The 12,678-nt window shown below is 54.1% G+C and carries 14 protein-coding genes; 7 read left to right on the forward strand and 7 right to left on the reverse strand.

Annotated features, from left to right (window positions below; genetic code table 11):
- Positions 1-187 precede the first annotated feature (187 nt).
- From ftsZ to MLD66_RS01695, 4 genes are all read left to right on the forward strand, one after another.
- Positions 188-1,324 (forward strand): cell division protein FtsZ, encoded by a 1,137-nt coding sequence (gene ftsZ, locus MLD66_RS01680; protein ID WP_339397023.1) that lies wholly within the window; start codon positions 188-190, stop codon positions 1,322-1,324.
- 70 nt (positions 1,325-1,394) lie between these two features.
- Complete coding sequence (locus MLD66_RS01685) at positions 1,395-2,384, forward strand: ribose-phosphate pyrophosphokinase (RefSeq protein WP_247215212.1); 990 nt, start codon at positions 1,395-1,397, stop codon at positions 2,382-2,384.
- 100 nt (positions 2,385-2,484) lie between these two features.
- Complete coding sequence (locus MLD66_RS01690) at positions 2,485-2,895, forward strand: CAAD domain-containing protein (RefSeq protein WP_247215213.1); 411 nt, start codon at positions 2,485-2,487, stop codon at positions 2,893-2,895.
- 14 nt (positions 2,896-2,909) lie between these two features.
- On the forward strand, positions 2,910-3,443 hold the full coding sequence (locus tag MLD66_RS01695) for a hypothetical protein (protein WP_247215214.1): 534 nt from the start codon (positions 2,910-2,912) through the stop codon (positions 3,441-3,443).
- Positions 3,444-3,497: 54 nt separating this feature from the next.
- On the opposite strand, the gene MLD66_RS01700 is transcribed toward MLD66_RS01695, so the two are convergent.
- Both MLD66_RS01700 and MLD66_RS01705 read right to left on the reverse strand, forming a co-directional pair.
- Positions 3,498-4,238, reverse strand: coding sequence for a ParB/RepB/Spo0J family partition protein (locus MLD66_RS01700; RefSeq protein WP_247215215.1), 741 nt, complete (start codon positions 4,236-4,238; stop codon positions 3,498-3,500).
- A 20-nt stretch (positions 4,239-4,258) separates the two neighbouring features.
- Positions 4,259-5,671, reverse strand: a complete 1,413-nt coding sequence (locus tag MLD66_RS01705; protein WP_247215216.1) for an AAA family ATPase — start codon at positions 5,669-5,671, stop codon at positions 4,259-4,261.
- Positions 5,672-5,741: 70 nt separating this feature from the next.
- Between MLD66_RS01705 and gloB the strand changes: the two genes are divergently transcribed.
- From gloB to recJ, 3 genes are all read left to right on the forward strand, one after another.
- On the forward strand, positions 5,742-6,512 hold the full coding sequence (gene gloB, locus MLD66_RS01710) for a hydroxyacylglutathione hydrolase (protein WP_247215217.1): 771 nt from the start codon (positions 5,742-5,744) through the stop codon (positions 6,510-6,512).
- A 230-nt stretch (positions 6,513-6,742) separates the two neighbouring features.
- On the forward strand, positions 6,743-7,117 hold the full coding sequence (gene folB, locus MLD66_RS01715; RefSeq protein WP_247215218.1) for a dihydroneopterin aldolase: 375 nt from the start codon (positions 6,743-6,745) through the stop codon (positions 7,115-7,117).
- Positions 7,118-7,128: 11 nt separating this feature from the next.
- A complete protein-coding gene (gene recJ / locus MLD66_RS01720) occupies positions 7,129-9,393 on the forward strand; it encodes a single-stranded-DNA-specific exonuclease RecJ (RefSeq protein ID WP_247215219.1) in 2,265 nt (754 codons plus the stop codon).
- Positions 9,394-9,405: 12 nt separating this feature from the next.
- Here the strand turns inward: recJ and MLD66_RS01725 are convergent, their stop codons facing one another.
- The 5 genes from MLD66_RS01725 to MLD66_RS01745 form a co-directional block, all read right to left on the reverse strand.
- Complete coding sequence (locus tag MLD66_RS01725; RefSeq protein ID WP_247215220.1) at positions 9,406-9,702, reverse strand: HU family DNA-binding protein; 297 nt, start codon at positions 9,700-9,702, stop codon at positions 9,406-9,408.
- Positions 9,703-9,843: 141 nt separating this feature from the next.
- Entirely contained in the window at positions 9,844-10,335 is a 492-nt protein-coding gene (ispF, locus tag MLD66_RS01730) for a 2-C-methyl-D-erythritol 2,4-cyclodiphosphate synthase (RefSeq protein ID WP_247215221.1), read from the reverse strand.
- Positions 10,332-10,568, reverse strand: coding sequence for a 50S ribosomal protein L28 (rpmB, locus tag MLD66_RS01735; RefSeq protein ID WP_247215222.1), 237 nt, complete (start codon positions 10,566-10,568; stop codon positions 10,332-10,334). Before rpmB ends, ispF begins: the two co-directional genes overlap by 4 nt.
- Before the next feature lie 16 nt (positions 10,569-10,584).
- Entirely contained in the window at positions 10,585-10,914 is a 330-nt protein-coding gene (trxA, locus tag MLD66_RS01740) for a thioredoxin (protein ID WP_247215223.1), read from the reverse strand.
- A gap of 323 nt (positions 10,915-11,237) precedes the next feature.
- A complete protein-coding gene (locus tag MLD66_RS01745) occupies positions 11,238-12,407 on the reverse strand; it encodes a GuaB3 family IMP dehydrogenase-related protein (protein ID WP_247215224.1) in 1,170 nt (389 codons plus the stop codon).
- Positions 12,408-12,678 lie beyond the last annotated feature (271 nt).

Genomic DNA, 12,678 nt, shown 5'->3' on the forward strand with positions numbered 1-12,678 from the left:
TTACAAGTTACCCCTTAATATGTTAGGGATAAAATTGTTCCGGTTGCCTGGAGCAGCGTTGGGTTCATTGGCAGATAATGTCCATAACCGATAATGTCTATATAGTGAGTGTGATGTGCCGGACTTTGAGGCTGAAATCTTGGCTTCCCCTGCGGCGGGAGCCGACGGGAACCCTACGCCTGGGCAAATTTATCATCAGGTTGACGCTGTGAGTTATAGCAACGAGATTGTTCCTGGGAGTTTGGCTCGGATTAAAGTCATCGGGGTCGGTGGCGGCGGGGGGAATGCGGTCAGTCGCATGGTGGCGGGCAGTCTGGGGGGGATCGAGTTTTGGATGGTGAATACGGATGCCCAAGCCCTCAACCATGTGGTCAATACCAAGCGGCTCCAGATCGGCCAAAAGCTCACCCGGGGTCTGGGAGCGGGGGGCAATCCTGCCATTGGGCAAAAGGCCGCCGAAGAGTCCCGGGAAGAAATTATGGCCGCCCTGGATCAGTCGGATTTAGTGTTTATCACCGCTGGGATGGGAGGGGGCACGGGTACGGGGGCGGCACCGATTGTGGCGGAGGTGGCGAAGGAGTTGGGGGCGTTGACCGTGGCGATTGTCACCCGTCCCTTTACCTTTGAGGGCAAACGGCGGGCGGCCCAGGCGGAGGAGGGGATCAATATGCTCCAGAGCCGGGTGGATACCTTGATCGTCATTCCCAACGACCGCCTGTTGACCGCCATTGGAGAATCTACCCCGGTGCAGGAAGCCTTCCGGGTGGCGGATGATATTTTGCGCCAAGGGGTACAGGGGATTTCCGATATTATCACCATTCCGGGGTTGGTGAATGTGGATTTTGCCGACGTGAAGGCGATTATGGCGGATGCCGGGTCAGCCTTGATGGGGATTGGCACCGGTTCCGGGAAGGGACGGGCGGCGGAGGCGGCCAATATGGCGATTGCTTCCCCCCTGCTGGAATCCTCCATCCAGGGCGCCAAGGGGGTGCTGTTCAATATCACCGGGGGGAACGACCTGAGCCTGCATGAGGTAAATACGGCGGCGGAAACCATTTACAACGTGGTTGACCCGGATGCGAATATTATCTTTGGGGCGGTCTTGGATGACCGTTTGCAGGGGGAAGTGCGGATTACGGTGATTGCCACGGGGTTCCAACCGGCCCTGCCCAGCACCGGCCCCTTGCCCCGTACCCCCCCCTTGCGTTCCGTGTCCCCGGTACCCCCGCCCACCCCCAGCCCGGAGGTGAAGCCCAAACCGGAGGAGCCACCCCCGGAGATTGATATTCCTGATTTTCTGAAACGGCGGCGGCCCCGGCGGTAGCGCCAGGTTTTGCCCTGCCACTGCCAGGGGGAAATGGTAGGATGTCAGATAGCATTTCCAGTCCCTAGCCGTGTTACAAACCCCCCATCCCCTCCCGTCACCCCTGCCGGTGACCAATGACCACAGTCGGTTACGGCTGTTGGCTGGGTCGGCCAATGTGCCCCTGGCGGAGGAAATTGCCCGCTATCTGGGGGTGGATTTGGGGCCGATTGTCCGCAAGCGGTTCTCGGATGGGGAACTGTATGTGCAAATTCAGGAGTCGGTGCGGGGCTGTGATGTGTACCTCCTGCAACCCACCTGCCATCCGGTGAATGACCACCTGATGGAATTGCTGATCATGATTGATGCCTGTCGGCGGGCTTCGGCACGGCAGATTACGGCGGTGATTCCCTACTATGGCTACGCCCGGGCGGATCGGAAAACGGCGGGACGGGAGGCGATTACCGCTAAGTTGGTGGCGAATTTGATTACCGGGGCGGGGGCTAGCCGGATTTTGGCGATGGATTTGCACGTGGCCCAGATTCAAGCCTATTTTGATATTCCCTTTGACCATGTGTATGCCAGCAATGTGCTTCAGCAATACATTGTCAGTAAGGGACTGCGGGATTTTGTGGTGGTTTCTCCCGATGTGGGAGGGGTGGCCCGGGCACGGGCATTTGCCAAAAAACTGAACGATGCGCCTTTAGCCATCATTGACAAACGGCGCCAGGGGCATAATGTGGCGGAGGTGTTGAACATCATCGGGGATGTGGCGGGGAAAACGGCGATCCTGGTGGACGACATGATTGATACGGGGGGGACAATGACGGAGGGGGCGCGCTTACTCATGGAACAGGGGGCGCAATCCGTGTATGCCTGTGCCACCCATGCGGTACTGTCGGGGCGGGCACCGGAGATTTTGGCTGAGAGCGTGTTTACGGAGGTGGTGGTCACCAACACGATTCCCGTGCCGCCGGTCAAGCATTTCCCCCAGCTGAAAATCCTCTCGGTGGCGAATGTGATTGGGGAGGCGATTTGGCGGGTGCATGAGGACAGTTCCGTGAGCAGTATGTTCCGTTAAATGGGGAAGTGCTTTCGGAATTGTCACCGAACCAGGGCTTGCCGGAACGGTCGCTCCAGGGGTAAAGTCGCATCAAACAGTGTTTCATGAGGTAGGTTTGATGGAATCTGAAATGCAGACCCCGGAGGTTCAGGAAACGGCTCCCAGTGTTGAACCGAGTGCGGAACCAGCGGCAGCCCCTGCGGACAAGGCTGGCTCGTTGGTGGACTCATTACGGCAAACGTTGGCGGATTCCCTCAGTTTTTTGGGGCCGACCTGGGACAAGGTGCAGGCGTTTTTTGCGGAGCAACGCAAGACCATCAGTGGGGTGGTGTTGATTTCCCTGGCGGTGCTGGTGCTGGTTTTGGTATCGGGGGTGTTGGGGATCATCAATGCCATTCCCTTCCTACCGGCGGTGTTGGAAATTTTGGGGCTGTGGTTCGCCGCGCGCTATCTGGTGATGGCGGAATCCCGGCGGGCGGTGGTGCAGGAGTTTAGCGAGTTCATCGGCAAAATCACCGGCCAAAGTTAACCCGAATTACGGCGGTGTTGGGGGAATTTCGCCAGCGGTATCCCTTGGGATGCCTGACCAGTGAATTGCTCCAAATCCATGAGGGGCAGTACCTGGTGCGGGTGACGGTGCAAGCGGGCGGGGTGACTTTGGCAACGGGGCTGGGGGGGGGAACGACGATTGAAGCCGCAGAAGACCGGGCCCGGGAGCGGGCATTGGTGGCCTTGGGGCTGACCCCACCCCCAGTTAAGGAACCCAACCGTCCCGTTTTACCCCCCACGGAAGGGAAACCACCGCCCCCAGCCACGATTGAAACCCAGGCGGTGACCACCGTGACCCCTGCCCCAGCAACGGTCGAAACCCCCGCCCCCAAGCTGGATATGTTGGACGTTTTGGCACAGACGACGGCGGAGATGAAGCGGTTGGGGTGGAGCAATACCCAGGGGCGGGAGTATCTGCGGCGCACCTATGGCCGGAACAGTCGTCAGGATTTGAATGACCAGGAATTGCTGGATTTTTTGCACTATCTCCGCAGTCAGCCTGCCGGGAATCCCGACCCGCTTTCCTAAATCCACGTTGTACGCTCGGCAGGTTTTTGCCCAAGCCCGCAGTGGCCCCAAAGGTTAAATCGTGTAATGTTCTGCTAGATATTTCACCGTTGCTGGACCTATGTTTTTGATTGAGAGAAACTCTTGGAAACTCTGAATAGGGGAATGATTTTGGAGGAAATTAAAAATAGCTTCGGCATTGGGTTTAGTGATAGGTTTAGGATGTTGTTTTAACTCTGCTAATGTAACTTCATGGATGTTTTTCTTGGGCGGTGGTGGCGGGGGCGGGGGCGGCAAACGGTCGAGGATTTTGTTGATTTGGTTCTCGAAATTATGTACTGTAAATCGGAGTTTCTCGTCTAACTCTTGGGAGAATATTCTTAACTTTTGGTCAATAATTTCCGTAAGAATAATGCGTATTTCTTGAGCAGATAAGTGAACGATAGATTCAGATGAAAGTTCCTGGGGCTGAGCAGTTGTATTCAGCAATTGCTCAATCTGGGTAATTTGTTCATTAGTTAGGTCGAATACCCAAACCCAGATTTTTTTCAGACCTGCTCGTTTAGCCGCTTGATACCAATCCCCGCCATAGATTAACTCATACTCCTGGTCTTCCCCATATTGATCCGTCCGCCGGACAACAATCGGATGTAAATTAGCCTGAAAATGATTGATGATTTCCACATATCCATCTGGTGGCGGAATCACTTGTTTTTCGGGCACATAAATCTGCGATATATCCAGTTGCCCATGATGAATGGGTTTAACTTTCAAGTATTCGATAATTTTTTGACGTTCAGCCTCGGAGTAATTCATAATGGTTTCCAGGAGTAGTCTTATGGGGTTGTCAGTTGAATCACATACTTTGCCAATTCTAAATAGGCATTAAACGCATCCAGAGCCGCTTCTTTCTCACTTGTACTGAGGTTACTATCATACTCTGCCCAAGCCAAAGGATAACCTTTCCCTGGGGTATTGGCGACAATGTTGCGCTGGGGTATCCAAGTATTTTCAGGAAAGACTGGCACCATCGCACCCAGGGGATGATGATTTAAGATGCGATTCATTTCCTGAAGCATTTCGTAGGCTTGTTTGGTAGCGGAACGATTGTACATACTGACCGCCAAACCTAAAACGTTTAATTGTCCATCCCGTGCCGCACGAATAGCCATAATCCGATTCATGACATACTCTAAGGCTCGAATCGGATAAGGTGCCAATTGGGTCGGAATTAAAACATTATCCGAAGCCATCAAAGAAATAGTATTGACTTTGCCAAAGGATGGGGGCGGGTCAATAAAAATGTAATCATAATTCGCACGAATTTTACTCAATTTTTTTGCCAGAACCCGGTCAACATCAATGATCTGTATTAGAGTGGCTTCCATGTCACTCAAACGAATATGGGAAGGTACAATATCTAAAACAATTTTATTCCAACGCTTAGAAATAATCGTATCCGCAACGTTCACACTATTTTCAGTCAACAGGTGCGTAATGTCTTTTTTGTCTTGTTGTTCCACATCTAATAACGGGTCAATGCCCAAACCCGTCGTTAAGTTTGCCTGCGGGTCAATATCAATGAGTAAAACCCGTTTGCCTAAATGGCTGAGGGCGGCAGCCATATTAATGGTGGTCGTGGTTTTGCCTACCCCACCTTTGTTGTTAAATACGGTAGTGATAATAGCTGAGGTTGGGGCGGTCGGGCTAGGGGCATTAGCTGTCATGGGATTAGGAGGAGTCAGGGCACTGGCGGGAAAAAATTTGTACAAATTCATCATAACCTGTTGGTGAAATGCAATACGAGTTTTTTGGAGATACTGACTGACTTGTATGCTGGTGGGACGACCGAGAACGATACGCAACCGCTGGAGGTTATCGGCAAATTCCTGTTGATTGTATCGGCATAGGGAGATGATTTCTTGATGATTTTGATAAAACAACTGAAATTCCAAACCGTTGGTGAGTAAACCAAACAAGGCTTGGCTGTGCCGTAAATAATCATGTAATTGCCAAACTTGATTGTTGAGCTGGCATCGAGGTGCTTTAACTTCAATCACCAGATAGGGAATTTGGAATGGGGTCTGGTTTGGTAAACATAGGATAAAATCCGCTCGTTTCCGACCAAGCCACACTTCCCGTTGCCAATCGGATTCCTGATACCCCCAGGACTTTAAGAGGGGAATAATGAGCTTTTGTTCGATGTCTTTTTCCGTACTCCTGCGGGAGATATTCTTGAATAATTCCATAATTCTGAAATGAGTGTAACACCGTGATATACTTAACCAAGGTAACACTTGCAACACGCCTTGGCGAGAGATGCGGATTGAACGGCTACCGGCTCTGCGGGATAATTACATTTTTGTCCTCTGGGATGAAATGGGGGGACAGGCGGCGGTGGTTGACCCAGCGGAACCCGCACCGGTTTTAGATTTTTTACGCACGCAACGATTAGAATTAACCGCTATTTTGAATACCCATCATCACGGGGATCACGTGGGTGCCAATCAGGATTTATTGCATTATTTCCCCAATTTAACGGTTTATGGAGGGGCGCAGGATCGGGGTCGGATTCCAGGACAAAATGTATTTTTAGAAGCAGGAGATCAGATAAATTTTGCGGATAGAACTGCCAGAATTTATTTTGTGCCTGGGCATACCCGCGCCCACATTGCTTACTATTTTTTACCCACAGTACAAGAGCCAGGGGAACTTTTTATTGGGGATACATTATTTTCGGGGGGATGTGGTCGTTTGTTTGAAGGCACCCCTGCCCAAATGCTTAATTCCCTGGAGCAAATTCGCTCGTTACCCGCCGATACTCGGATATGGTGCGCCCATGAATATACGGAAAATAATTTACGGTTTGCCCTGACCATTGAACCGGAGAATATAGCCCTGAGAACTTATGCCCAGCAGGTACAACAGTTACGCCGGGAAGGAAGAGCCACCATTCCCAGTACGATAGGTTTAGAGTGCGACATTAACCCTTTTTTGCGCTGGGATCAACCGAGGATTCAACAGGTGATGGGGACACGATCACCTGTGGCAACATTTACCCAATTACGCCAACGCAAAGACCATTTTTAAGATGATTCTATAGCACTCATAACTATAGCAATCCTACTTGATTTGCATTAGCTTGCGTGCCGTAGGCATACAAAAATTTTTCAGAACCAAAGACGGGGGCGGTGCCCCTGCGACCCCCTCTTCGATTCTCATTTAGGATTGCTATAGAATTGAATAGGAGTCGCAATTTTTGTGCATTGATCAAGTAAAATTGCTATACATGATGGTTTTAATCCTTTCGTGATCATCCAATGCTGGACACGATTGTATTAAATAATATCCGTGCTTATGGATATACGGGTTTGTTACCGGAGGAACGCACCCTGGGACAATGGTTTGCGGTGGATGTGCGTTTGGAATTGTGCCTGGAAAAGGCGGGTCAAACGGATGACATACGGGATACTTTGGATTATCGGGGGGTGATTGACCAAATTAAAAATACGATTAGAACCGAGCGGTTTTTACTCCTGGAACGGCTGGCGCAGGTGCTGACCCAACAGGTTTTGGCATTTCCTTTGGTGCAGGCGGTGACCTTGCGGGTGACCAAGGTGGCTCCCCCCATTCCCGATTTTACGGGGCAGATTAGTATCGAACTGCATCGTGGTAAAGTGCAGGTACAGTCCTGAGGTGCGCTGGGATGACGTGGCCGGTACAACGATGGTTGGTCAGTCCGACCTACCCTGAGCGAGTGAAATTGGCGCAGGAACTGGGTTTATCCCCCTTGACTGTACAGATTTTGTTTGACCGGGGGTTGCAGACGGCGGCAGAAATTCAGCGTTTTTTTGACCCCCACCAGGAACCGCTTCCCCCCCCATTCCCGGATTTTACGGATTTGCCCGTAGCTGTAGATATTTTGGCAGAGGCGGCGAAACGACAGCAAAACATTGCCATCTGCGGGGATTATGATGCGGACGGGATGACCAGTACATCGTTATTACTGCGGTTACTGCGGGGGGTGGGGGCACAGGCGGATTATGCCATTCCCAGTCGGATGCGGGAAGGATATGGAATTAACGAACGGATTGTCCAAGAATTTTATGAACAAGGTATTGATATTATTATTACGGTAGATAACGGCATTGCCGCCCATGCCCCGATTGCCCTCGCCCGGGAGTTGGGGATGACGGTGATTGTGACCGACCACCACGAGCCGTCGCCGGAGTTGCCCCCGGCCCATGCGATTTTGAACCCCCGGTTGATCCCGGCGGATTCCCCCTACAGCAGTTTGGCGGGGGTGGGGGTGGCCTATTTGCTGGGGTTGGGGGTGGCAGAACGTTTGGGCTATGGGGAGGATTTGACCGAGCCGTTGTTGGAGCTGTGTACGCTGGGGACGATTGCGGATATTGCCCCCTTGACCGGAGTAAACCGCCGCTGGGTACAGCAGGGCTTGCGGTTGTTGACCCGTTCCCGGCTGTTGGGGGTACGCACGTTGATCCAGGTGGCGGGGTTGGGGACGGCGGAGGAATTAAACCCGGACCATGTGGGGTTTCAGATAGGACCGCGGATCAATGCGGTGGGGCGGATTGGCGACCCCCAGGTGGTGATCGAATTGTTTACCACCGAGGATGAAACCCTCGCGCTCCAACGGGCAGAGGAATGTGAGGCGACGAATCTGCGGCGGCGGCAATTGTGTAGCCAAATTGAGCAGGAAGCCATTAGCATTTGCGAGCAGCAGCCCCCGGATTTTTCCCAGGAGCCGGTGCTGGTGTTGGTGCAGCCCGGTTGGCATCACGGGGTGATCGGGATTGTCGCCTCCCGGTTGGTGGAGCGGTACGGGGTGCCGGTGTTTTTGGGGACGTATGAAAATGAGGCGCAGACGGTGATTCGGGGTTCCGCCCGGGGGATTCCTGAGTTTCATGTGTATGAAGCCTTGCACGCCAGCGGAGAATTTTTGGAACGGTATGGGGGGCATCGGGCGGCGGGGGGATTTACGCTGTCGGCGGCGCATTTTTCCCAGTGGCGGGAACGGCTCCAGAGCTTTGGTCGCCAGTGTTTGCAACCCCATCATCTCCGCCCCTTGGTGGAATTGCACGCCCAGGCGCAGTTGGGGGAACTGACCCTGACGTTGTATGACGAACTGCAACGGTTGCAACCCTACGGGATGGCGAACCCAGCCCCCCAATTCTGGAGCCAGCGGGTGCGGGTGGTGGAGCAACAGGTGATGGGCAAGGAGAAAAATCACGCCAAATTGACGGTGACGGATGGGACGGGGGAGAAAAAAGTTTTGGCCTGGAATTGGGCGCCCCATGTGCCCCTACCGGAATGGGTGGACATGGCCTACACCCTCCGCCCCAACGAATTTCAGGGACAAACGACCCTGGAATTACAACTCCTGGGGGTGCGTTACCCTATCCCGCAACTGGAAATCAAACCTGCGCCTGCCCATGCCCATACGCCCCGGTGCGTGCCCTTGGAGAACCTGGAACAGTTGTTATGCCAAAATACGGATAAAAAACTACTTTTGTATGGCTATCAACGGCCCGAATTGCCGCATCACCCCCATCTGGATTATGACCGTCCCCGGGGCACCTATGGGGCGTTGATTCTCTGGAGCTTACCCCCGGCCCCCATTTATCTGCGCTGGTTGGTGGCGGTGGCACAACCCAACATTCTCTATGTTCATAACGTCCATGCCCACATCCCCCCCCTGCCGACGGTGGCACAGGTACACTGCTGGGTGTGGGAGACCCTACGTCAGCCTAGCCTCCACCCCTGGAACCTCCTGGCTCTGGGACAACAGCATTGGGTCAGCCCCCAGGTATGGATTGCCGGGCTGAGGGAACTGGGCTATAGTCACCCGGATTGGCCGGAGACCCAATCGGTGGAGGGGGAATTGGCGGAGCTAAAGGCCTGGTACCACACCCCCCTGACCGAGTTGCCCAAGCTGTGGAATGCCCTGTAACCAAGCGGGGCTTTACCCCTGGGCGTTGCTACCCCCGTCGGCCACCTTTTCCCGAAATAATTTGCCTGCGGAAAACGTCGGTACCGTCTTGGCGGGAATGTGGAGTGGGTCGCCCGTGCCGGGGTTGCGGCCTTCCCGAGCCTGCCGTTTGCGAGCCTCAAAGGAGCCAAACCCCACCAGCGTCACCTTTTGCCCTTCCGCCACGGATTCAATGATCGCTTCGAGGGTAGCATCTAAAACCGATTCTGCCACTTTTTTCGTGGTTCCCGCTTTCGAGGCAACTTCAGTGACTAACTCTTCCTTATTCATACCATGCGCCTCAACAAAAAGTTAAGAATTTTCCACCCATCCCCCTGGCTTAATCGTAGCACTCGCTTTCTAATTAAGGCTGTGACCTGCGATAAACCAATGGTTTGACGCTTCCAAGCTTAATCAACTTTCCCCAATCCGTCAACTCCTGATAGGAACTAATAAAGCCACCGCATGGGCGGCAATTCCTTCCTCCCGTCCCACCGGCCCTAACCGCTCATTCGTGGTGGCCTTCACCCCTACCTGCGCCGGTGCTACCCCCAACGCCTCTGCTAGCCGTGCCTGCATCGCCGGGATGTGGGGTTTGAGCTTGGGTCGCTCCGCCACCACCACCGTGTCCACATTCGCCACCTGCCAGCCCTGCTCTGCCACCCACCGCCGTACCTGGGTCAATAACATCACACTATCTGCCCCCGCCCACTGCGGGTCATCCGGGGGAAAGTAATGCCCAATATCCCCTAAACCCAACGCCCCCAACAGGGCATCCATCACCGCATGGGTCAAGACATCCGCATCACTATGTCCCAGCAAACCTAGGGTATGGGGAATATTAACACCCCCCAGGATCAAAGGTCGTTCCGGCACCAGGCGGTGAATATCGTACCCGTTACCGATGCGAAAGGGGGGGGTCACAGTTGATTCAGGTCAATCCCCGCTGACTGGGCCATCGCCTGCAAGCCCCGCCGCTGGAGGGTGCGAATCGCCTGGGTGGAAAGCCGTAGCCGTACCCAGCGTTGCCGCTCTGGCCACCAAACCCGCTTCCACTGCAAATTCACCTCCTGGAGCCGCTTGGTGCGCCGGTGGGAGTGGGAAACAGCAAAGGCATTATTCGCCCGCTTGCCGGTCAATTGACAACGCCGTGCCATAGTGAACCGTACTCCTTTATGCCGATAAATGCTGTTGTAACGCTTTGACCAGGGTGGTTTTGGGCACTGCCCCCATCACCACGTCCACTTTCTGACCGCCTTTGAAAATCATCAGAGTCGGGATACTGCGAATGCCATATTCGTTGGCGGTTTTGGGATTGTCGTCGGTGTTGAGTTTCAGCACTTTCACCCGACCCTCAAATTCCTTCGCCACTTCATCCACCACGGGCGCTACCATACGACATGGCCCGCACCAGGGTGCCCAAAAGTCAACCAGCACCGGAATCGGGCTGTGAATTACCTCCTGCTCAAAGGTTGCATCCGTGACCGGGGCTGCATCTGACATAAGCATCCATCCTCTGAATGATTTTGAAATCCGCATTTTTGATCCTATCATAAAAATTTGGCGTTACCGGTTTCCCCCCAAGGTACCCCCAGACCCAAAATGGACAAAAAAAGACCTAAGCACCAGCTTAGGCCAGAGTGTGGTGTGAGGAGTGAACGGAAACTTGCGTCTCCGCACTCCATCATTATATACAAATTTCTTCAGACGCAACCACTCCCCTGTCAGTATTTCTTAAGGATCGGTGCCAACCCAGTCACCTCAGTACATTGAAGCCACAGGTTCAGAGCGGAGTGAACAGCATTTGTACTGATAATGAACTACGGTTATTTGCCCATACCCAGTTTCTGTGCCCGTTGATAGACCTTACCTTCTGTCAACAGGGATGGGGCAATGACCACCTCCGTCTGTTGCATTTCCCGCAGGTTTTTCGCACCCACCGTTGCCATGCTGTTTTTCAACGCCCCTAGCAGGTTGTGGGTACCGTCATCCAGGAGGGCTGGTCCCCGCAGAATTTGCGCCAAGGTGCCGGTGGTGCCCACCCGAATCCGAGTGCCCCGGGGGAGAACCGGGCTAGGGGTCGCCATGCCCCAATGGTAGCCCCGACCGGGAGCCTCCTGCGCCCGTGCCAAGGGGGAACCGATCATCACCCCGTCCGCCCCGCAGGCAATCGCTTTACAAATATCCCCGCCCGTGACCAGCCCCCCATCGGCAATCACCGGGACGTAGCGACCGGTTTGAGCGTGGTAATCCTCCCGAGCCGCCGCACAGTCCGCCACCGCCGTCGCCTGGGGAACCCCCACCCCCAACACCCCCCGGGACGTACAGGCTGCCCCTGGACCAATCCCCACCAACACCGCCGCCGCCCCCGCCTTCATCAGGTTCAGAGCCACTTCGTAGGTGACACAGTTGCCCAGCACCACGGGCATGGGTAACTCCTGGCAAAACCGGTGCAAATCCAGAGAGTCCACCCCCGGCAGAGCCAAATGGGCTGTGGAGACCACCGTCGCCTGCACGAAAAACAAATCCGCCCCCGCCTGCGCCGCCAAGGGTGCCAAGGTGGTTGCCCGCCCCGGCGTACTGCTCACCGCGGCAATGCCCCCCCGTTGCTTGATTTCCTGAATCCGGGCGGTGACCAATTCCGGCTTGATCGGCTCCTGGTACAACTCCTGCATCAGCCCCACAAATTCCTCATTGCCCACCTGGGTAATCCGCTCCAGAATGGGGGTCGGGGATTCATAACGGGTTTGTAACCCCTCCAAATTCAGCACCCCCATCGCCCCCAACTCCGTCAACCGCACCGCCACATTCCCATCCACCACCCCGTCCATCGCACTGGCAATGATGGGAATTTCCCGTACAATGCCACCTATGGACCAAGTGGTGTCTGCCAAGGCTGGGTCGAGGGTGCCTGACCCCGGAACAAGGGCGATTTCGTCAATACCGTAGGCTCGCCGTGCTAGTTTGCCCCGCCCAATCGGGATGAGTGCCTCCATGATTAACGTTCCCTAAATTTTATTTAAGTTAACAAATTCCGATGGGTTGTGTCAAAAAGTAGGTTTTCCCGCATCCTATAGCAATCCTACTTGATTAATGAACAGAGATTCCCTATAACGAAGGACGGGGGTGGTGCCCCTGCGACCCCTATTCCATTTTCATTTAGGATTGCTATAGTCTGAAATCAAAGTTTTGCCAACCTATAGAGTGCAACCTATTCATAGATTCATAGGAGTAATTTCTCACTATTGAGAACACTCCTGGGGTTGT

Origin of the sequence: Synechococcus sp. C9, assembly GCF_022984075.1 — a bacterium.
In the GTDB taxonomy this organism is placed as follows: Bacteria; Cyanobacteriota; Cyanobacteriia; order Gloeomargaritales; family Gloeomargaritaceae; genus Gloeomargarita.